Source organism: Vibrio natriegens NBRC 15636 = ATCC 14048 = DSM 759, from assembly GCF_035621455.1.
Classification (GTDB): domain Bacteria; phylum Pseudomonadota; class Gammaproteobacteria; order Enterobacterales; family Vibrionaceae; genus Vibrio; species Vibrio natriegens.
Genome location: NZ_CP141822.1, coordinates 2,833,097 through 2,854,724, shown reverse-complemented (window position 1 = coordinate 2,854,724; position 21,628 = coordinate 2,833,097). Strand labels below are relative to the sequence as shown.

Sequence of the window (21,628 nt, the reverse complement as noted above, 5' to 3'; positions counted from 1 at the left end):
AGACTCAAGCTAAGTTATTGAAAAAGGTCCGTTTAACGGGCCTTTTTTGTTCTAGGTCACTAGTTGGAGAGTTTGCTAGGTTGACTTTCAAATTTTCTGATAAACTTACACCAATTTGTTGATTTTTCGCTCGAAGGCTTATGACAACTACAGAAACAATTAATGCGGAGATGTTGCTCGAAATGGAATCCGTCAACGTGATGCCATTCACTGAGCACGATAAAATCATCTTGAGGTCTTACGAGGCGGTCGTTGATGGTATTGCCAGTCTGATTGGCCCGTTCTGTGAAATCGTTCTTCACTCTCTGGAAGATCTAAATACCTCTGCGATTAAAATAGCCAATGGTGAAAATACAGGTCGTCAGGTTGGTTCACCTATCACAGATTTAGCACTGAAAATGCTCAAAGACATCGAAGGCTCTGAGCGCAATTTCTCTCGTTCGTACTTTACGCGTGCGAAAGGCGGCGTGTTGATGAAGTCGATCACGGTCGCTATCCGTAATGGCGAGAACCGTGTTATTGGCCTGCTATGTATTAACGTCAATCTGGATGCGCCATTCTCGCAAGTGTTGCAATCTTTTATGCCTACTCAAGAGGCCAAAGAGGCGGCATCATCAGTGAACTTCGCAAGTGATGTTGAAGAGCTGGTGGATCAGACGGTTGAGCGCACGATTGAAGAAATTAATGCGGACAAATCGGTATCAAACAACACCAAGAACCGTCAGATCGTTATGGAACTGTACGACAAAGGTATTTTTGATATCAAAGATGCGATTAACCGCGTCGCTGATCGCCTGAATATCTCTAAGCACACGGTCTATTTATACATTCGTCAGCGTAAAACTGAGGACGAATCAGAGTGAGTGGATTAACTTACACTTTGCTTGTAAATGGCCCGGTTTACGGTAGCCAGTCTGCCCGCAGCGCCTATCAATTTGCCAAAGCGGTGATTGAGCAAGGGCACACGGTAGTGAGTGTGTTTTTCTACCAAGAGGGCGTGAGCAATGGTAGCGCACTGAGTGTACCAGCCAACGATGAGTTCGATTTGAATAAAGCATGGCAAGTCTTCGCTGAGGATCACAGCGTGCGCCTTGAAACTTGCGTGGCAGCGGCATTGCGTCGCGGGATTGTGAGTGAAGAAGAAGCCAACCAGCACGGCTTAACTCAAAACAATTTAGCGCAAGGTTTTACTCAGGCAGGATTAGGCAGTTTAGCCGAAGCAATGCTAACCCAGGACCGAGTGGTGCAGTTTTGAGCCAGTTAACTTATTTATTTCGTAGCGCGCCTCACGGGCAGTCTTCTGGACGCGAAGGTGTGGATGCCCTGCTTGCCGCTTCCGCCTATTGCGAAGACATTAGTGTGATATTTATCGGCGATGGTGTTTACCAGCTTTTGCTAGGGCAAGATCCATCAGCCATTCTAAGCAAAGATTACGCGCCTATGCTCAAGCTGTTCGATCTGTATGACATCGAACAAGTATTTGTTTGCTCTGATTCACTTGCGCAGCGAGGATTAGCCCAAGCCGACCTGGTCATCGATGCACAGGCGTTAACGCTTGAACAAGTTAAAGCGAAACTGCAACAAGCAGGCAAACTACTGTCATTCTGAGGACGTCATGTTACATATCATCAAAACCATCTCTGCCCTAGAAGATGCCGTGGCTCTGTGGAGTGAACAAGACGACATTTTACTCATTGAAGATGCTGTGTACGCTGCAAACCCGCAGCATCAAGCGTTCCATCACGTCAAGAATGCGGCTGTCTTCGCTCTCGAGAGCGATATTCAAGCCAGAGGAATGGCAAATCGCATCAGTCCTTCCGTTAGTGTAGTGACCTATACTGGCTTCGTTGAATTGACCGTAAAACAAGATAAATCCCTTACTTGGGATTGAACATGAATTACTGTCGATAAAGCTTTACGGACTAATTACCCCAATTGAACAAAAAAGATCCGTATATTTCTTGACACACCTCTCACTGCTGCATAGAATTTTGCGTCCCTAAATGCCTAAAGGTAATTAGGGCTAGATTTTTCACAAAGCTTACTTTCAAGTAAATCAGGAGCTAGTTAATGGCAACTATTAACCAGTTGGTACGTAAGCCACGTGCAAAGCAAGTTGTTAAAAGCAACGTGCCTGCACTAGAAGCGTGCCCACAAAAACGTGGTGTATGTACACGTGTTTACACTACTACACCTAAAAAACCTAACTCAGCACTTCGTAAAGTTTGTCGTGTTCGTCTGACAAACGGTTTCGAAGTTACTTCGTACATCGGCGGTGAAGGTCACAACCTTCAAGAGCACTCAGTTGTTCTAATCCGTGGTGGTCGTGTTAAAGACCTTCCAGGTGTGCGTTACCACACTGTTCGCGGCGCACTAGACTGTGCTGGCGTAAATGACCGTAAACAAGGTCGTTCTAAGTACGGTGTGAAGCGTCCTAAGTCTTAATGGATTCCGTTAAGTAAGGCCAAACACTAAATTATTTTTAATTTTTTGAAAAAACTGAAAAGTTTTGGATAAAACCTGAAGAAGACAACGGAGATAAATCCATGCCACGTCGTCGCGTCATTGGTCAGCGTAAGATCCTTCCAGATCCAAAATTCAAATCTGAATTGCTGGCAAAATTCGTTAACATCCTAATGGTTGACGGTAAAAAATCTACTGCAGAGAAAATCGTTTACACTGCACTAGATGCTATGGCTGAAAAGTCTGGTAAAGACCACTTAGCTATTTTTGAAGAAGCTCTTGAAAACGTACGCCCTGCGGTAGAAGTTAAATCTCGCCGTGTTGGTGGTTCAACTTACCAAGTACCTGTAGAAGTACGTCCGGTTCGCCGTAACGCACTTGCTATGCGTTGGTTGGTTGAAGCTGCGCGCAAGCGTGGTGAAAAATCTATGGCTCAACGCCTAGCTGCTGAAATGCTAGACGCGTCTGAGAACAAAGGTACTGCGGTTAAGAAACGTGAAGACGTTCACCGCATGGCTGACGCAAACAAAGCGTTCGCTCATTACCGCTGGTAATACCTTCTGTGCTGCGAGGTTCTCTCGCAGCACTTTTCTATACTCTAAGGTACACCTTAGTAAGAGGATACAATCGTGGCTCGTAAAACTCCTATTGAGCGCTACCGTAATATCGGTATCTGTGCTCACGTAGATGCAGGAAAAACAACCACAACTGAGCGTATTCTGTTCTACACTGGCCTTTCTCACAAAATCGGCGAAGTTCACGATGGTGCAGCAACCATGGACTGGATGGAGCAGGAGCAGGAACGTGGTATCACTATCACTTCAGCTGCGACTACTACTTTCTGGCGTGGTATGGAAGCACAATTCCCAGAGCATCGCGTAAACATCATTGATACCCCTGGACACGTTGACTTTACTATCGAAGTAGAGCGTTCTCTTCGTGTACTTGATGGTGCTGTGGTTGTGTTCTGTGGCTCATCTGGTGTTGAACCTCAGTCTGAAACTGTATGGCGTCAAGCAGACAAATACCACGTTCCACGTATGGTTTTTGTTAACAAGATGGACCGTGCAGGCGCAGACTTCCTACGCGTTGTGGACCAAATTAAAAATCGTCTTGGTGCGAACCCTGTTCCAATCCAACTTAACGTTGGTGCTGAAGAGGACTTCAAAGGTGTCATCGACCTTATCAAGATGAAAATGATCAACTGGAGTGAAGCCGACCAAGGCATGTCGTTCACATACGAAGACATTCCAGCTGACATGATCGAGCTTGCCGAAGAATGGCGCAACCATATGGTTGAATCTGCTGCGGAAGCTAGCGAAGAGCTGATGGACAAGTACCTTGAAGAAGGTGAGCTGACTGAAGCTGAGATCAAACAAGCGCTACGTACTCGTACACTAAATAACGAAATCGTACTTGCCACTTGTGGTAGTGCGTTTAAGAACAAAGGTGTTCAAGCGGTACTAGATGCAGTGATCGAATTCTTGCCATCACCAGCTGATGTACCTGCAATTAAAGGTGTTGATGAAAGAGAAAATGAAGTTGAGCGTCACGCTGACGACAACGAACCTTTCTCTGCGCTAGCGTTTAAGATCGCGACTGACCCATTTGTGGGTACGCTTACTTTCATGCGTGTTTACTCTGGTGTAGTAAACTCAGGTGACGGTGTCTACAACTCTGTAAAAGAGAAGAAAGAGCGTTTTGGTCGTATCGTTCAGATGCATGCCAACAAGCGTGAAGAAGTTAAAGAAGTTCGCGCTGGTGATATCGCCGCTGCTATTGGTCTGAAAGACGTAACTACAGGTGACACTCTGTGTGACCAGAACCACAAAGTGATTCTGGAACGTATGGAATTCCCTGAGCCAGTTATTCAGATTGCTGTAGAACCTCGTTCTAAGGCAGACCAAGAAAAAATGGGTATCGCGCTAGGTAAACTAGCTGCTGAAGATCCATCATTCCGCGTGGAAACGGACGACGAAACAGGTCAGACTCTGATCTCAGGTATGGGTGAGCTTCACCTAGATATCATCGTTGACCGTATGAAGCGTGAATTCAGCGTTGATTGTAACGTTGGTAAACCTCAGGTTGCTTACCGTGAAACCATTCGTGGTAAAGCGGAAGTGGAAGGTAAGTTTGTTCGTCAATCAGGTGGTCGTGGTCAATACGGTCATGTGTGGATCAAACTTGAGCCTTCAGAGCCTGGTGAAGGTTTCGTATTCGTAGACGAAATCGTGGGTGGTGTGGTTCCTAAGGAATACATCAGCTCGGTATCGAAAGGTATCGAAGAGCAAATGAATAGTGGTGTTCTAGCGGGTTACCCTGTACTAGATATTAAAGCTACACTATTTGATGGTTCTTACCACGATGTAGACTCAAGTGAGATGGCGTTTAAGATCGCTGGCTCAATGGCATTCAAGAAAGGTGCACTAGAAGCGCAACCTGTGATTCTAGAGCCAATGATGAATGTCGAAGTAACCACTCCGGAAGATTGGATGGGTGACGTTGTTGGTGACCTAAACCGTCGTCGCGGTATCATCGAAGGTATGGATGAGGGTGTGGCTGGTCTGAAGATCATCCGTGCTCAAGTTCCACTATCTGAGATGTTTGGTTACGCAACAGACCTACGTTCTGCAACTCAAGGCCGTGCGTCTTACTCTATGGAGTTTCACGAGTACGCTGAAGTGCCGAAAAACTTCGCAGATAAAATTATTGCAGAGCGTGGTTACTAATTGACGACTGAACGGCAAAAAGTTTACGACTTTTTGCCAGATCAAGCCGTCCAAATATTGCGCTAACGAGCGTTGGCGCATAAAATAACAATTTCTGGCGCGTCGTCGATCAATAATGATCGCGGCGAATCATAACTAGGAAGGAACACGATCGTGTCTAAAGAAAAATTTGAACGTACGAAACCGCACGTTAACGTTGGTACAATCGGCCACGTTGACCACGGTAAAACAACTCTAACTGCTGCAATCTGTACTACTCTAGCTAAAGTGTACGGCGGTGAAGCGAAAGACTTCGCATCTATCGATAACGCTCCAGAAGAGCGTGAGCGCGGTATCACAATCGCAACTTCTCACGTTGAGTACGACACTCCAACTCGTCACTACGCACACGTTGACTGTCCAGGACACGCTGACTACGTTAAAAACATGATCACTGGTGCTGCACAGATGGACGGTGGTATCCTAGTTGTTGCTGCGACAGATGGCCCAATGCCTCAAACTCGTGAGCACATCCTACTAGGCCGTCAGGTTGGTATCCCATACATCATCGTATTCATGAACAAATGTGACATGGTTGACGATGAAGAGCTACTAGAACTAGTAGAAATGGAAGTTCGTGAACTTCTATCTGAGTACGATTTCCCAGGTGATGACCTACCAGTTATCCAAGGTTCTGCACTAGGCGCACTAAACGGCGAAGAGCAGTGGGAGGCGAAAATCGTTGAACTAGCAGAAGCGCTAGATTCATACATCCCAGAACCAGAGCGTGCAGTAGACCTACCGTTCCTAATGCCAATCGAAGACGTGTTCTCGATCCAAGGCCGTGGTACTGTAGTAACTGGTCGTATCGAACGTGGTATCCTAAACGTAGGTGACGAAGTTGCTATCGTTGGTATCAAAGACACCATCACTACTACATGTACTGGTGTTGAAATGTTCCGTAAGCTTCTAGACGAAGGTCGTGCGGGTGAGAACGTTGGTGCACTTCTACGTGGTACTAAGCGTGACGAAGTAGAACGTGGTCAAGTACTAGCTAAGCCAGGTTCAATCACTCCACACACTAAATTCGAATCAGAAGTATACGTACTGTCTAAAGATGAAGGTGGTCGTCACACTCCATTCTTCAAAGGCTACCGTCCACAGTTCTACTTCCGTACAACTGACGTAACTGGTGACATCACGCTACCAGAAGGCGTAGAAATGGTAATGCCAGGTGACAACGTACAAATGACTGTTGAGCTAATCGCACCAATCGCAATGGACGAAGGTCTACGTTTCGCGATCCGTGAAGGTGGCCGTACAGTAGGTGCTGGTGTTGTTGCTAAGATCTTCGACTAATTCTTAACGAATTAAACGAAATCTCGCACGTTTCTTCATCTTGAAGAAAACGCAGCAGAAAAAGGGAGGCTTTGGCTTCCCTTTTTCATATCTACTGATCCATTCAGTTATAAGCAGATAAAAAACGATCCTACTTTTTCTTTCTTTAAAACAGCGTGTTACCCTCTTACCAATATCTTCATTTTATCTATTCATTCTAAGTGCTTGATCCTTTCTTATTCTTCCAAGATTAATATAACCAAATGTTCTGAATTGACCTTTCAATACGACTGGTAACAAGAACTATTCTTGTTTATATTGTTTTTTCGATAGTTACTGTTTATGGGTTTTGAGTATGTTTGTATGTCTTTGTCATGGTGTTTCTGACAAGAAAATTAGGAAGTTGGCAGTTGATGAAGGCATAACGGATATCAGGGGGATAAAGCGATGTACAGCTTTGGGTAGCCAATGCGGGAAGTGCATCCGACAAGCCAAAGAAATTTTAGCAGAACACTACACCGAACTAAAACAAGCTAGCTAATCACTGTAATTGCTCTGGTGAAAGCGCTGAGCCTTTTGACACCTTCTCATTTGCTTCTACATTTAAATGAAGCCTAAATAGAGGAGGGGCTAGTCAATGAAAGGCGATCCAATAATAATCCAACATCTCAACAAAATACTTGGTAACGAACTCGTCGCTATTAATCAGTATTTTCTTCATGCTCGTATGTATAAAGACTGGGGTTTAAAGCACCTGGCTGATAAGGAATATCACGAGTCTATTGATGAAATGAAGCATGCCGATCATCTCATTGAACGTATTCTATTCTTAGAAGGTTTACCTAACCTGCAAGATCTCGGCAAGCTGATGATCGGTGAAGATACCAAAGAAATGCTTGAATGCGATCTTAAACTGGAAATGGCCGCTATTCCTGATCTAAAAGATGCGATTGCTTACGCAGAAGATATTCGAGACTACGTTTCACGTGATTTGTTTCAGGATATCCTCGAAGATGAAGAAGAACATGTCGACTGGCTTGAGACTCAGCTTGGCTTAATCGAGATGTCTGGCATCGAAAATTATCTGCAAGCGCAGTATGTCGATGAGGAATAATCTCGGCAATTTCCTCGTTATGTTTACAAATCTGATGCTTACAGCAGTGCACCTGACTTAAAAGTTGGGTGCTTTTCCTGCTTATCTGGTCTAATCTCTTTTAATATCGATTTTTTAAGGATATTGCTCGCAATCTTACCTATGAAGATTGACTTCTATCCATTAGAATTTATTCCCCCTTACCTAAAAAATAAAAAGAGAAACGCCCACATGTCTGAAGACAAAGCAGTAACTCCCGAAGAAGAACAGCGCCAACGAGCCCTTGACTATCATGCATACCCAACCCCAGGGAAGATTGCAGTCGAGCTGACAACACCCGCAGAAACTGCCGGTGATCTTGCACTAGCTTACAGCCCAGGTGTAGCTGAGCCTGTACGTGAAATCGCGCAAAACCCAGACAATGTATACAAGTACACCGCGAAAGGTAACATGGTTGCCGTTATTTCTAACGGTACCGCGATTCTTGGCTTGGGTAACTTAGGTCCGCTTGCTTCTAAACCTGTAATGGAAGGTAAAGCGCTACTGTTTAAGCGTTTCGCTGGACTTGATTCGATTGATATCGAAGTAAAACACCGCACGATCGACGAGTTCGTTAATACCGTAGCAAGCATTGCTGATACCTTCGGTGGTATTAACCTTGAAGATATTAAAGCGCCAGACTGTTTCGAAATTGAAAAGCGTCTTATCGAACGCTGTGATGTGCCTGTATTCCATGATGACCAGCACGGTACCGCTATCGTAACGGCCGCTGGCATGCTGAACGCAATTGAGCTGCAAGGTAAGAAGCTTGAAGACTCTACGATCGTTTGTCTTGGTGCAGGTGCGGCTGCAGTAGCGTGTATGGAACTACTGATCAAATGTGGCGCGATGCGTGAAAAGATTTACATGTTGGATCGTAAAGGCGTGATTCATACTCGCCGTGATGATCTTAACGAGTACAAAGAGCTATTCGCAAATAACACCGACAAGCGTACTTTAGAAGATGTAATTGAAGGTGCTGATCTGTTCCTTGGCGTATCAGGTCCAAACCTGCTTCCACCTGAAGCATTAAAACTGATGGCGGATAAGCCAATTGTTTTCGCATGTTCAAACCCAGATCCTGAAATTAAGCCAGAGCTAGCACATGAAGTTCGTGATGACTTAATTATGGGCACGGGCCGCAGTGATTACCCGAACCAGGTAAACAACGTACTGTGTTTCCCATTTATTTTCCGTGGTGCGCTTGATGTGCGCGCAAGCGAAATTAACGATGAGATGAAACTTGCTGCGGTTGACGCTATTCGTCAATTGGCGAAAGAGCCAGTACCAGAAGCGGTACTGAAAGCGGCGGGTGTCGATAAGCTTGAGTTTGGCACTGACTACATCATTCCAAAGCCAATGGATGCTCGCTTGCTGCCTCGCGTTGCAAAAGCTGTTGCTCAAGCGGCGGTTGACTCTGGTGTTGCTCGTATTGAAATGCCTGAAAACTACATGGCAGAGTAAGACAAAGATTTAAATGACATAAAAAAATGGGACGCGATGGCGTCCCATTTTTTTATGTCATTTTTAGTATTAGGCGCTAAATAACCGCTTGGTGTATTCAACGTGCTACTAATTACTCTTCGTCAAATGACTCAAATTCGATGCCCATTTCGGTCATCAGAGCTTTTGCTTCAGTCGGAATATCGTCAGGGCGATCTTTACGAAGGTCCTCGTCCGTTGGAAGTGGCTGACCCGTATATGCATGTAGGAATGCTTCGCATAGGAGTTCACTGTTGGTTGCGTGGCGTAAGTTATTGATCTGACGACGAGTACGTTCATCAGTTAGCACTTTTAAAACTTTCAGCGGGATAGATACAGTGATTTTTTTTACTTGTTCGCTTTTCTTTCCATGCTCAGCATATGGGCTAATGTATTCGCCATTCCAGTCAGCCATTGCGTACCTTCATATTTGTAATAGGTTAAAAACTAATTGAGGTGCTGATTTTAGCTGCATTTACTGCCATAAGCAAAGACATATAGACGTCTAGAAGTGTTGACGTCTTAATTTTTGACGAGTAAAGTGACAAGAACAGTAAGGGAAGTGTGCAATTCATTGAATCTGACCATTTAGATATAGCGCATTCCCATTTAGAAGTCATCACCTGTGAAAGGATACACCCATGAGCTCCCGTAAGCCTGCAACTATTGCTGTACGCACCGGTATTGAGTCTGACACTCAATATCATGCTGTCGTTCCACCAATCTACCTTTCAACGAATTACGGCTTTCCTGCGTTTGGGGAAGTGCCTAAGTACGATTACACGCGTTCTGGTAACCCAAACCGTGGATTATTAGAAAGTGCATTGTCTGAGCTGGAGTCTGGCAAAGGGGCTGTCATCACTAACTGTGGTACGTCCGCGCTGAACTTATGGGTGTCTGCTTTTATTGGACCTGATGATCTTATTGTCGCGCCGAACGACTGTTATGGAGGCACTTATCGTCTTTTTAACACACGTGCAAACAAAGGCGATTTCAAGGTGCTGTTTGTCGATCAAACTGACGAACAGGCGCTGGATGCAGCATTAGCACAGAAACCAAAACTGGTTCTGCTAGAAACGCCATCTAACCCTCTGGTTCGTGTTGTCGATGTTGCTGTCGTGTGTGAAAAAGCGAAGCAGGTTGGCGCATTAGTCGCCGTAGACAATACCTTTTTGACTCCTGTGTACCAGAAGCCATTAGAACTAGGCGCTGACTTTGTTATTCACTCTACAACGAAATACATCAATGGACACTCAGATGTGATTGGTGGTGTGATTATCGCTAAAACGGAAGAGCATGCAGAAGAGTTAGCGTGGTGGGGCAACTGTATTGGGGCGACAGGCACACCTTTTGATAGCTACATGACCTTGAGAGGTCTTCGTACCTTAGGTGCGCGCATGCGAGTGCATGAAGAAAGCTCACAGCAGGTGCTGGCTTACCTGCAGAAGCAATCTTTGGTGGCGAAAATTTATCATCCAAGTCTTCCACAGCACCCTGGCCATGAGATTGCTAAAAAGCAACAGTCTGGTTTTGGCTCTATGTTGAGCTTTGAGTTTGCGGGCTCGTTTGAGCAGCTTAAAGCCTTTGTCAAAGAGCTTCAGTTGTTCTCACTTGCAGAGTCTCTGGGCGGGGTAGAAAGCTTGATTTGTCACCCAGCATCTATGACGCATCGCGCGATGGGTGAAGAAGCCTTGGCTGAAGCGGGTGTATCACAGCAATTGCTGCGCCTTTCTGTAGGGCTAGAAGATGCACAAGATCTTATTGCCGACCTAGAACAAGCATTCACTAAATCTGCACAGCAATAGGAGTTAATAATGACTGTACAACGTCAGCTACACAAGTTTGGTGGTAGCAGCCTGGCAAACCCAGAGTGTTACTTACGTGTAGCGGGAATTCTCAAGGAATACTCTGCAGAAAATGACTTGGTGGTGGTCTCTGCAGCAGGTAAAACAACCAACCGCCTGATTGAGTTCCTTGAAGGCTTAGAAAAAGATGGTCGAATTGCGCACGAAGCTTTGCAGAGCTTGAGACAGTTTCAAATCAGTCTCATTGAAGAGTTATTAGAGGGAGACGCGCAAGAACAGCTGCTTGCCTCCTTACAAGATGAATTCAGTACATTAGCGGAACTGACCTCTCCGCTGACCGAAGCGCAAAAGGCGGCGGTATTAGGCCACGGAGAAGTATGGTCTTCTCGATTACTGGCCGCTTTACTGACGCAAAAGCAACTGCCTGCTGTAGCGCAAGATGCGCGAGCATTCCTACGCGCAGAAGCGGGCACTCAACCAGAAGTTGATCGTGCTCGTTCATATCCGCTTATCAAAGAGGCACTGGCACAACATAGCCACAAACGTGTGATCATTACCGGCTTCATGGCACAAAACGATAACGGTGAAACTGTTCTGCTTGGCCGCAACGGTTCAGACTACTCTGCAACCGTAATTGGTGCGCTTGCAGAAGTGAGCACAGTGACGATTTGGAGTGATGTGGCTGGTGTTTATAGCGCAGACCCTCGTTTGGTATCAGATGCATGTTTACTACCTCTCTTAAGGCTGGATGAAGCGAGTGAGCTGGCTCGTTTAGCTGCGCCAGTTCTGCACAGCCGAACCTTGCAGCCTGTGGCTCAAAGCACCATGGATCTGAGCCTTAAATGCAGTTACCTGCCAGAGTCAGGTTCGACCCGCATTGAGCGAGTTCTGGCTTCTGGTCGCGGGGCGAAAATCATCACCTCACTGGATGACGTGCTATTGGTTCAGCTAGCATTTGCGCATGGACATGACTTTGAGAAAGCACAGAGTGATGTTCTGGAATCCCTAAAACGCGTTCAGTTGGAGCCACTGGCATTTGAAGCTCAGCCTGAACAGCAGATATTACGACTGGCATACACAGCAGAAATTGCTGGCGGTGCACTCAAGTATCTACAGGAATCTGATCTGGATGCGGAGATTAACCTCACTGATGGTTACTCTCTGATTGCTGCCGTAGGTGCTGGTGTGACAACTAATGCCAACCACTGTTTTGGTTTTCAGCAAAAGCTGAAACACTCTCCGGTGGAATTTATCGCTGAGACGGAGTCTGGTTTAAGTCTGGTCGCAGTATTACGTAACACTGATACCGAAGAACTGGTACAGACGGTTCACAGCCAGTTATTTCAGGCACAGAAGCGCGTTGCTGTCGCATTATGCGGGAAAGGGAATATCGGTTCGAGCTGGCTGAGTTTATTCGCTTCACAGAAGAATGAACTTGAAAAACGTCATGGCATGAGCTTTGACTTAGTCGCGGTGGTTGATAGCCAAATGTATTGGTTTGATAGCCAAGGCATTGATGCATCCAGTGTTTCAGCACGCTTCAATGACGAAAGTATCGCAAACGATGGCTCTTGGTTATCTCGTCTTGGTGCTTTGCAGGACTACGATGAAGCTGTGGTCCTCGATGTTACCGCCAGTCAGGAATTAGCGAAATGTTACGTTGATATCGCTCAGCAAGGTATTCACCTAATTTCAGCGAATAAAGTCGCAGGTTCAGCTGATAGTCAGTATTACCATCAGGTCCAGGATGCGTTTGCCAAAATTGGACGTCACTGGCTGTATAACGCTACGGTAGGTGCCGGGTTACCAATCAACCATACGGTGCGCGATCTTCGTGAGAGTGGTGATGAGATTATTGCACTCTCTGGTATTTTCTCCGGTACGCTTTCATGGTTATTCCAACAGTTTGATGGCTCAGTGCCATTCAGCGAGTTAGTGGATTTAGCCTGGCAGCAAGGATTAACAGAACCTGACCCTCGCTCTGACTTAGATGGCTCTGATGTGATGCGTAAGCTGGTTATTCTGGCGCGTGAGTCTGGTCTGGACATCGAGCCGGGAAGCGTAAAGGTAGAGTCGTTAGTTCCTGAAGAACTGCGCACGCTCAGCTTAGATGAGTTTTTTGATAACGCCGCACTGCTGAGCCAGACTCTGCAAGAACGTTTGTCCAAAGCGCAGAAAAACGATCAGGTACTGCGTTACGTTGCGCGTTTAGAGAAAGATGGCAAAGCGACCGTCGGCATTGAAGCCTTGTCCCGTGAGCATGCGCTGGCTAACCTACTGCCGTGTGACAATATTTTTGCTATTGAGAGCAAGTGGTACAAAGACAACCCGCTTGTTATCCGCGGTCCTGGCGCTGGACGTGAAGTTACGGCAGGGGCGATTCAGTCCGATTTAAACCGCCTTGCTGGGCTATTCTAAACACTCAAAACCCCGGAATTCATCCGGGGTTTTTTATTCCTGTCTTGGTGCCATAATTAATCTCAGAACCGTTATTGGCGAACTATTTTTGTGGATAAATATTAGCCAACAATCAACTTGAACTATCCTCATCATTAACGTGAAAAAAATTCATAATCACAAGGTTGACATTAAATCGTATTCAATACATTCTGTAGACATATAGACGTCTAAACGTCGATTTGAGAATTTGATTTCGTGGCGGGTTGCCACAGGGAGAGTAAGATGGGTTACACGCACGCAGGCCATATCGATGCCTTAAACCAGAATATCGCTGAATTGTCAGACAATATTAATGTTTCATTTGAGTTTTTTCCGCCAAGCAATGAAAAGATGGAAGAGACGCTATGGAACTCTGTGCACCGTCTAAAAACACTCAAGCCTAAGTTTGTTTCTGTTACTTACGGAGCTAACTCAGGCGAGCGTGACAGAACTCATTCCATCATCAAAGAAATCAAATCAGAAACAGGCTTAGTGGCAGCACCGCACCTGACTTGTATCGATGCGACTCGTGAAGAATTGATTGAGATTGCCGATGATTACTGGAACAACGGTATCGAAAATATCGTCGCACTACGTGGTGATATTCCACCAGGTGGCGGCGCTCCTGATATGTACGCATCTGACCTGGTTGAACTGTTGAAGTCTCGTCATGATTTCGATATCTCAGTTGCAGCTTTCCCAGAAGTGCATCCTGAAGCAAAAAGCGCACAGGCTGATCTGCTAAACCTGAAGCGTAAGGTCGATGCAGGTGCGAACCGAGCGATTACTCAGTTTTTCTTCGATGTAGAGTCTTACCTACGTTTTCGTGACCGCTGTGTTGTCGCTGGTATCGACGTAGAAATCGTACCGGGTATCTTGCCAGTATCTAACTTTAAACAGGCGTCTCGCTTTGCTGCGCAGAATAACGTAAAAGTTCCAGGCTGGATGAGCAAGCAGTTTGAAGGTTTGGATGATGATCCGGTAACTCGTCAATTAGTTGGTGCAAGTCAGGCGATTGATATGGTGCGTGTACTGAGCCGTGAAGGTGTGAAAGACTTCCACTTTTACACTCTAAACCGAGCTGAGATGACTTACGCGTTGTGTCACACCTTGGGTGTACGTCCTCAAGTTGCAGTCTAAAACGTGAGTGAAAAAGAAAAGGCTTGCCCAATGGCAAGCCTTTTTTGTTGTTAAGCTATGAGCTGTTTGAAGTGGATTAGCCGATAACTTCAAGTTCAGTTAGCACTTCTTCTGCCCACGTGATCCACGTTTCGCGTAGTAGAAGGTTGCGGCGTAGTGTCAGGCGCTCCAGACGTGCTTGTTTATCCAGAGTAGATGGCGTCGCGTAGTATGCAGCTTCGATTTCTTTGTAGTGAGAAACCAGTTTGCGTGACTCTTCAACCAGTTCAGATAGTTGCTCACGGAAAGGTGCAGACGGTTGCACAGCACAAGCCATCAGCTTCGCTGAGAACTCGTCACGAACTGTTGGGTGTGCAGTTGGCTGATCAAACCATTCACCTAGTGCGCTACGTCCAGCATCTGTGATGGAGTACACTTTACGGTCTGGTTTGCCTTCTTGAGGCTCTAGTACGCAAGTAACCAGTTCTTTCTCAGCCATTTTGTTTAGCTCACGGTAAACTTGCTGGTGGCTCGCTTTCCAGAAGTAACCAATGCTAGCTGAGAATTCTTTTGTGATATCGTAACCGGTTGCATCGCGCGTGCTAAGCACAGTTAAGATTACGTGTGGTAATGACATGTCTTCAATCCAAATGGTCAATAAACTTGTAAACAAGCTACTTATACTTTCAGCTGCGCTCTTAATGGCGTTTTGAGTTTTTATGCATAAGTAGCACCAACAAATGTTGGTCCTGTCACCTTAAAGCCGTTTATCACCTAGAAAGATGGGTGGAACCCATCGAGGCTGGAGCTGATATGGTTGGATTTATTCGCTCTCAGCAAGGCGAGTAGTATATAAATAATAAGCATGAAGTGGAATACTAGGAAAGAATAACACTAAAAAACTAACATAATACTCAGTAATGTATTTTTGTGGTTATTTATTCTGATTTATTGGTTCTTTTTGGGTTGTTTTTAGGGGCTTTATCTGGTTAATTGCTGTTCAATTTGATGGGTATAAGAAAGGCTGAGCGATTGCTCAGCCTTTTATATCATAATCTGTTACAAGTAACAGGCTATTTTAACCAGTGTTACGCATACCTGCCGCGATACCCGCAATAGTCACCATCAGCGCTTCTTCAAGGTCTGCTGATGCTTCCTCATTTTGACGTGTACGATACAGCAACTCGGCTTGAAGCATATTCAATGGCTCAACGTAGATGTTACGTAAACGGATGGACTCCAGACCCCAAGGGTCATGTTGCATCAGGTTCTCGTTGTTTTCTACATTCAGAACCGCTTTGATGTCCTTCTGAAGCTGCTCTCGTAATCTTTCGCCTAATGGACGAAGTGACTCATCAACCAAGCGCAGGTCGTAGTAGCGAGAGATATCGATGTTACACTTTGAGTACACCATTTCTAACATGCCAAGGCGCGTTGAGAAGAATGGCCACTCACGACACATCTCTTCCAGTAACGCTTGATGACCTTTGTCGATCGAGTACTGGATTGCTTCACCGGCACCTAACCATGCTGGCAGAACCAAACGGTTTTGGCTCCATGAGAAGATCCATGGAATGGCGCGTAAGCTCTCTACACCACCTTTAGGGTTACGCTTCGCAGGGCGCGATCCCAGTGGCAGTTTACCGAGTTCCAGTTCTGGGGTCGCCTGACGGAAGTAAGGTACAAAATCTGGTTCGCCGCGTACAACGCTGCGGTACGCTTCACAGCTCACCTGAGACAGTACTTCCATCAGATCACGCCACTCTTGTTTTGGCTCTGGTGGCGGTAGCAGGTTCGCTTCCAGAATCGCACTGGCGTATAGGTTAAAGCTGTTTACGGCAACGTCTGGTAGACCCAGCTTAAAGCGAATCATCTCGCCTTGCTCGGTAACACGCAGGCCACCTTTAAGACTCTTAGGTGGCTGAGACAGTAACGCAGCATGCGCAGGAGCACCACCACGACCAACCGTACCACCACGACCGTGGAATAATGTCAGTTCCACGCCTTCCTCTTCAGCAACTTTAACCAGAGACTCCATTGCATGGTACTGAGCCCAGCCTGCAGACATAACACCCGCATCTTTTGCAGAGTCAGAGTAGCCAATCATGACCATTTGGTGGTTTTGGATAAAGCCACGGTATAGGTCGATATCCATCAGTTGTTTGATCACTGACTCAGCGTTATTCAAGTCGTCCAGGGTTTCAAACAGAGGACAGACATCCATACGGTAAGGACAGCCAGATTCTTGTAGCAGTAAGTGAACTGCCAGTACGTCTGACGCGGTACGTGCCATGGAGATAACGTAAGCACCGAATGCTTCACGAGATTGTGCAGCAATGATCTTACAGGTGTCCAAAACCTCTTGAACTGGTTCAGATGGTTCCCAGTCACGAGGTAGAAGAGGGCGTTTGGAAGCTAGCTCATTGGTTAGGAACGCAAGCTTGTCTTGCTCACTCCACTGCTGGTAGTCGCCAATACCAAGATGGCGAGTCAACTCAGATAGTGCATCTGCGTGACGAGTACTTTCCTGACGAATATCCAGACGAACTAGGTGAACACCAAATGCTTTCACGCGGCGCAGAGTATCAAGCAATGAGCCATCTGCGATTACACCCATACCACACTCGTGTAGTGATTGGTAACACGCGTATAGAGGTTCCCAAAGCTGTTCTACTTTTTGTAGTGGTGCTTTGACTGCTAGTTTCTGACCATTGATCTTCGCATCAAGAATATCTTTGGTTTCGTTGAGCAGAGAGCGAAGCTGCTTGAGGATCGCACGGTATGGTTCGTGTTGATCATCTCCAGCCAGTTCACGCACTTGATCGTTGCTGACTGTCATCGACAGTTCACTGATCAGTTCGTTGATGTCATTTAGATAAAGATCCGCCGCCTTCCAACGCGATAGAAGCAGAACTTCACGCGTGATGCTGTGCGTAACAAACGGGTTGCCGTCACGGTCGCCGCCCATCCAAGAGGAGAAATGCACCGGACGTGCGTCGATTGGTAAACCTTCGCCAAGATAAGATTCCAGACGATCGTTCATCTCGCGTAAAAACTCAGGTACGGCTTCCCATAGTGAGTTTTCTACAACAGCAAAGCCCCATTTCGCTTCATCAAGCGGTGTCGGGCGTTGTTGGCGGATTACGTCTGAGTGCCAGCCTTGGGCAATCAGCTGCTCCAGACGACGTTCAGTTTTCTTGCGCTCTTTCGATGAAAGGTCGCTTAACTCTAGCTTTGATAAACACTCGTTGATTTTCACCAGTTTGTTGATCATGGTGCGACGAGTGATTTCAGTAGGGTGAGCCGTCAGTACCAGTTCAATATTCAGGTCACGTACAGCCTGAGCGGTATCAAGCTTACTAACATCGTTTTGTACCAGTTTAGAAAATAGCGAGTTGATCGCGTCTGGTTCGCAGATGTGCTCTTCACAGTGACGTGAAATCGTGTGGTATTGCTCAGCAATATTCGTGAGGTTTAGAAATTGGTTAAAAGCTCGAGTGACTGGTGTCAATTGCTCATCAGGAAGGTGTTTAATTTCTTCTATCAAGCTTTCTTTGTCTGCTTGATTTCCTGCTTGGGCTGATTTGGATAATTTACGAATAGTTTCCACTTTCTCGAAGATTTCTTCGCCATGGGCATCGTGAATAGTATTACCCAGTAAGTGGCCTAACATGCGCACATTGCTTTTGAGTGCGGCGTATTTCTCGTTCATTGTCGTCCTGCCTCGTAAAAAAACTACATCCATTGTCCTTGTTAAGACACCAATCTAGCGAAAAGCACCAGTTCTAGTCAAATAAAGCCGACTATGTTTGTAATTATTCCGCTTCTCTCCTGATTTAGAGCAAAGTTACTAGGCCTATGGCGTAATAAATGAAAATTAATTACAAAATAACAAGTTAAATTAGTGTTAACGGTTAACTCATTGTAGTGATAAAGAACCGTCTGTACAGCTCATCGGAGCTGTACATGTTCGTTGTCTTTTTATTACGCTAACAACAGTATTTGACCATCGCTTTAGACAGTACATCAATGGTCGGGTCAATAAAATCAAAAGCAAGAAACTCATCTGGCTGGTGGGCCTGATCGATAGAGCCCGGTCCAAGTACCAACGTTGGGCACAGTTCCTGTAGAAATGGCGCTTCTGTACAGTAGTTCACGGTTTGAGAGCTGGTTTCACACAGTTCTTCTACACCACCAATGAACGGGTGGTCATGAGGACACTCGTAACCCGGAATCGATTCGTGCAGAGGTACTATCTCAATACGTCCCGGCCATTTGGCTTCCACTTCTTTTAAAGCTCCGCGCAGCATGTTCTCCAGACCATCTAAGCTAATGCCAGGTAATGGGCGAACGTCGTAATGCAATTCGCAGCAGCCACAAATACGGTTTGCACTGTCACCACCGTGAATATGGCCCAAGTTCAATGTTGGGTTAGGGATAGCAAACCCCGGGTGGTGGTACTCTTTAATTAACTTATCGCGTAGCTGCATCATGGCAAACATCACTTCATACATGATCTCAATGGCGTTAACGCCAAGCGCAGGATCGGATGAATGACCTGACTTACCCGTCACACGAATGGCGTTGGCGACATGACCTTTATGGCCACGAATTGGAACCAGGCTGGTCGGTTCGCCAATAATGCAGTAGTCCGGTTTAAAAGGCGCATTGGCGGTAAAGTGTCTAGCACCTAACATCGTGGTTTCTTCATCACAGGTCGCTAATACATAAAGTGGCTTCTTCTGTTTACTCCAATCGACTTTCTTGACGGCTTCATAAATGAAGGCAAAGAAGCCTTTCATGTCTGCTGTACCCAGACCGTAAAAGCGATTGTCTTTTTCAGTCAGTTTATGCGGGTCGAAGTTCCAGCGCCCTTCATCAAATGGCACCGTGTCGCTGTGACCGGCTAAGAGGAGGCCACCTTCGCCTTCGCCCATACGTGCGATCATATTGTGTTTGCCAGGTTCGACTTCTACCACCTCAACACTGAACCCAAGATCTTTGAACCAGGATGCGAGTTTCTCAATGACTTTGGCATTGCCTTGGTCCCATTTTGGGTCGGTGGAGCTGATCGAAGAGGTGCTGATGAGTCCTTCATAGACCTCTAGAAACGTTGGTAATTGCATGGATTCTTCAAATCTCCTATTGACAGACAGAGCACAAAACTGTAAAACACATATTAAATCATATTTAATGAATAAAAAATCAAAATATAGCAAAAATTAAATATGAATAGTCACTTGAGCCTTTAAGTTTACGGATGTTATAGAATGCTAAAAACCACGATTATCGGAGCCAGCGGTTACACCGGCGCAGAGTTAGCTTTAATGGTTAACAAACACCCAGAACTCACGCTATCAGGTTTATACGTTTCCGCCAACAGTGTAGATGCAGGAAAAAGTATTGCCCAACTACACGGCAAGTTAGCTGGCGTTATCGATATGCCAGTGAATCCGTTAACCGATCCAAAACAAGTGGCTGAAGAATCTGATGTGGTGTTTTTAGCAACAGCACATGAAGTCAGCCATGACCTCGCCCCAATTTTCCTTGATGCCGGATGTCAGGTTTTCGATTTATCTGGCGCGTTCCGTGTTCAGAGCGAAGGCTTTTACGACACGTTCTATGGCTTCAAGCATCAATTTAACAACTGGCTAGATAAAGCGGTGTACGGCTTAGCGGAGTGGAACTTCGAAGCAATTAAAAACACTCCTTTAGTCGCGGTAGCTGGCTGCTACCCAACAGCATCGCAATTGGCCATCAAGCCCCTTTTAGAAGGTGGTTTATTGGATACTCAACAATGGCCAGTGATCAACGCGACGAGTGGCGTGTCTGGTGCAGGCAGAAAAGCGTCGATGACCAACAGCTTCTGCGAAGTGAGCCTGCAACCTTACGGAGTGTTCAACCACCGTCACCAACCAGAGATCGCTCAACACTTGGGTTGTGATGTGATTTTTACGCCTCATCTGGGCAACTTTAAGCGTGGCATTCTAGCCACCATCACAATGAAGTTGTCCGCAGGTGTGACTGCAGAGCAAGTGACTCAGGCGTTCGAACAAGCGTATCAAGGCAAGCCTGCGGTACGTCTAAAAGGCGATGGTATTCCACGTATTCAGGATGTTGAAAATACACCTTTCTGCGATATCGGCTGGAAGGTTCAAGGCGAACACGTGATTGTGATTTCTGCCATCGACAACCTACTTAAAGGTGCATCAAGTCAAGCGATGCAATGTTTAAATATTCATTACGGTTACCCAGAACTGACAGCGTTGCTGTAGTCGTTGATAGAGGGAAAAGCAATGACGCAAACCAATCAAGCTCCATTAGTCATTAAGCTAGGCGGTGCAGCTTTATCTTGCACAAAAACCTTAAGCCAACTTTTTGGTGCCATCGCGGCCTATCAGAGTTCGGCGCAGCGACAAATCGCCATCGTTCATGGCGGTGGCTACTTGGTGGACGAGCTAATGAGCAAGTTGCAGCTCGAAACCGTAAAGAAGCACGGATTACGCGTGACGCCATACGATCAAATTCCAGTTATTGCAGGAGCACTAGCGGGTACAGCTAATAAGTTACTACAAGGTCAGGCGATTGCAGACGGTCTTAACGCAGTGGGCATGAGCTTAGCGGATGGCGGTTTATGTCAGGTGGAAGAACTCGATCCAGAGTTGGGCGCAGTAGGTAAAGCCTCTCCGGGTGATTCAACACTGATCCAAGCGATCTTAAACACCGGTGCGCTGCCAATCATCAGTTCAATTGGCCTGACAAAAGAAGGTCAACTGATGAACGTCAATGCGGATCAAGCGGCCGTTGCGGTTGCTGGTGCACTGGATGCAGAGTTGGTTCTGCTTTCAGATGTAAGCGGCGTTTTGGATGGTAAAGGTCACTTGATCAAAAGCTTGTCTGAAAAAGAAGCCGATGCATTGATCGAAGGTCATGTGATCACTGACGGCATGATCGTCAAAGTTAAAGCCGCTTTGGAGGCAGCCAATGATCTTGGTCGTCCTATCGAAGTAGCAACCTGGCGTTACCCTGAGAAGCTGGAGCAGCTATTTGCTGGTCAGAGCATCGGTACGCAATTTCTGCCTCAATAACGTCGCAGTAAAGAATTTAAAGAATTAAACATTAGGAAGTAGTTGGCACTGACC

Annotated in this window: 20 protein-coding genes; 16 read left to right on the top strand and 4 right to left on the bottom strand. The window is 46.1% G+C overall.

Going from position 1 to position 21,628, the window contains the following annotated elements; genetic code table 11:
• Nucleotides 1–140 precede the first annotated feature (140 nt).
• The 11 genes from VER99_RS12970 to VER99_RS12920 all read left to right on the top strand — a co-directional run bounded on the left by VER99_RS12970 (nt 141) and on the right by VER99_RS12920 (nt 9,105).
• Nucleotides 141–863 (top strand): helix-turn-helix transcriptional regulator, encoded by a 723-nt coding sequence (locus VER99_RS12970; protein ID WP_014233175.1) that lies wholly within the window; start codon nt 141–143, stop codon nt 861–863.
• Nucleotides 860–1,255 carry a sulfurtransferase complex subunit TusD gene (gene tusD / locus VER99_RS12965; protein WP_020336168.1) on the top strand — a complete coding sequence of 132 codons (396 nt, stop codon included), beginning with the start codon at nt 860–862 and terminating at the stop codon, nt 1,253–1,255. The genes VER99_RS12970 and tusD overlap by 4 nt, the downstream gene beginning before the upstream one ends.
• Nucleotides 1,252–1,608, top strand: a complete 357-nt coding sequence (gene tusC, locus VER99_RS12960) for a sulfurtransferase complex subunit TusC (RefSeq protein WP_020336167.1) — start codon at nt 1,252–1,254, stop codon at nt 1,606–1,608. Before tusD ends, tusC begins: the two co-directional genes overlap by 4 nt.
• A gap of 7 nt (nt 1,609–1,615) precedes the next feature.
• Entirely contained in the window at nt 1,616–1,891 is a 276-nt protein-coding gene (gene tusB / locus VER99_RS12955; RefSeq protein ID WP_020336166.1) for a sulfurtransferase complex subunit TusB, read from the top strand.
• 179 nt (nt 1,892–2,070) lie between these two features.
• Nucleotides 2,071–2,445, top strand: coding sequence for a 30S ribosomal protein S12 (rpsL, locus tag VER99_RS12950; protein ID WP_004399892.1), 375 nt, complete (start codon nt 2,071–2,073; stop codon nt 2,443–2,445).
• Between the two features lie 101 nt (nt 2,446–2,546).
• The gene (gene rpsG, locus VER99_RS12945; RefSeq protein WP_005382796.1) at nt 2,547–3,017 is read left to right on the top strand and encodes a 30S ribosomal protein S7; all 471 of its coding nucleotides are present in this window, start codon (nt 2,547–2,549) and stop codon (nt 3,015–3,017) included.
• A 75-nt stretch (nt 3,018–3,092) separates the two neighbouring features.
• Entirely contained in the window at nt 3,093–5,192 is a 2,100-nt protein-coding gene (gene fusA, locus VER99_RS12940) for an elongation factor G (protein ID WP_014233171.1), read from the top strand.
• A gap of 153 nt (nt 5,193–5,345) precedes the next feature.
• Nucleotides 5,346–6,530 (top strand): elongation factor Tu, encoded by a 1,185-nt coding sequence (gene tuf, locus VER99_RS12935; protein ID WP_061778638.1) that lies wholly within the window; start codon nt 5,346–5,348, stop codon nt 6,528–6,530.
• Nucleotides 6,531–6,864: 334 nt separating this feature from the next.
• Complete coding sequence (locus tag VER99_RS12930; RefSeq protein WP_076633424.1) at nt 6,865–7,050, top strand: (2Fe-2S)-binding protein; 186 nt, start codon at nt 6,865–6,867, stop codon at nt 7,048–7,050.
• A 96-nt stretch (nt 7,051–7,146) separates the two neighbouring features.
• Nucleotides 7,147–7,623, top strand: coding sequence for a bacterioferritin (bfr, locus tag VER99_RS12925; RefSeq protein WP_014233168.1), 477 nt, complete (start codon nt 7,147–7,149; stop codon nt 7,621–7,623).
• A gap of 210 nt (nt 7,624–7,833) precedes the next feature.
• Entirely contained in the window at nt 7,834–9,105 is a 1,272-nt protein-coding gene (locus tag VER99_RS12920) for a malic enzyme-like NAD(P)-binding protein (RefSeq protein WP_014233167.1), read from the top strand.
• Nucleotides 9,106–9,217: 112 nt separating this feature from the next.
• Here the strand turns inward: VER99_RS12920 and metJ are convergent, their stop codons facing one another.
• Nucleotides 9,218–9,538, bottom strand: coding sequence for a met regulon transcriptional regulator MetJ (metJ, locus tag VER99_RS12915; RefSeq protein ID WP_014233166.1), 321 nt, complete (start codon nt 9,536–9,538; stop codon nt 9,218–9,220).
• 226 nt (nt 9,539–9,764) lie between these two features.
• Between metJ and VER99_RS12910 the strand changes: the two genes are divergently transcribed.
• The 3 genes from VER99_RS12910 (at nt 9,765) to metF (ending at nt 14,507) form a co-directional block, all read left to right on the top strand.
• The gene (locus VER99_RS12910; protein WP_020334622.1) at nt 9,765–10,928 is read left to right on the top strand and encodes an O-succinylhomoserine (thiol)-lyase; all 1,164 of its coding nucleotides are present in this window, start codon (nt 9,765–9,767) and stop codon (nt 10,926–10,928) included.
• A gap of 9 nt (nt 10,929–10,937) precedes the next feature.
• Nucleotides 10,938–13,346 carry a bifunctional aspartate kinase/homoserine dehydrogenase II gene (locus tag VER99_RS12905; protein ID WP_020334621.1) on the top strand — a complete coding sequence of 803 codons (2,409 nt, stop codon included), beginning with the start codon at nt 10,938–10,940 and terminating at the stop codon, nt 13,344–13,346.
• A 264-nt stretch (nt 13,347–13,610) separates the two neighbouring features.
• A complete protein-coding gene (metF, locus tag VER99_RS12900; RefSeq protein WP_014233163.1) occupies nt 13,611–14,507 on the top strand; it encodes a methylenetetrahydrofolate reductase in 897 nt (298 codons plus the stop codon).
• Nucleotides 14,508–14,583: 76 nt separating this feature from the next.
• Here metF and VER99_RS12895 read toward each other — a convergent pair whose 3' ends face one another.
• From VER99_RS12895 to argE, 3 genes are all read right to left on the bottom strand, one after another.
• Complete coding sequence (locus VER99_RS12895) at nt 14,584–15,123, bottom strand: PadR family transcriptional regulator (protein ID WP_014233162.1); 540 nt, start codon at nt 15,121–15,123, stop codon at nt 14,584–14,586.
• Nucleotides 15,124–15,564: 441 nt separating this feature from the next.
• Nucleotides 15,565–18,198, bottom strand: a complete 2,634-nt coding sequence (ppc, locus tag VER99_RS12890; protein ID WP_014233161.1) for a phosphoenolpyruvate carboxylase — start codon at nt 18,196–18,198, stop codon at nt 15,565–15,567.
• A 277-nt stretch (nt 18,199–18,475) separates the two neighbouring features.
• Nucleotides 18,476–19,612: an acetylornithine deacetylase gene (gene argE, locus VER99_RS12885; RefSeq protein WP_014233160.1), complete on the bottom strand. Its 1,137-nt coding sequence runs from the start codon at nt 19,610–19,612 to the stop codon at nt 18,476–18,478.
• Nucleotides 19,613–19,756: 144 nt separating this feature from the next.
• Here argE and argC point away from each other — a divergent pair, with 144 nt between their 5' ends.
• Both argC and argB read left to right on the top strand, forming a co-directional pair.
• On the top strand, nt 19,757–20,761 hold the full coding sequence (gene argC / locus VER99_RS12880; RefSeq protein WP_020334620.1) for an N-acetyl-gamma-glutamyl-phosphate reductase: 1,005 nt from the start codon (nt 19,757–19,759) through the stop codon (nt 20,759–20,761).
• Nucleotides 20,762–20,782: 21 nt separating this feature from the next.
• Nucleotides 20,783–21,574 carry an acetylglutamate kinase gene (gene argB / locus VER99_RS12875; protein ID WP_014233158.1) on the top strand — a complete coding sequence of 264 codons (792 nt, stop codon included), beginning with the start codon at nt 20,783–20,785 and terminating at the stop codon, nt 21,572–21,574.
• The last annotated feature ends 54 nt before the right edge of the window (nt 21,575–21,628 follow it).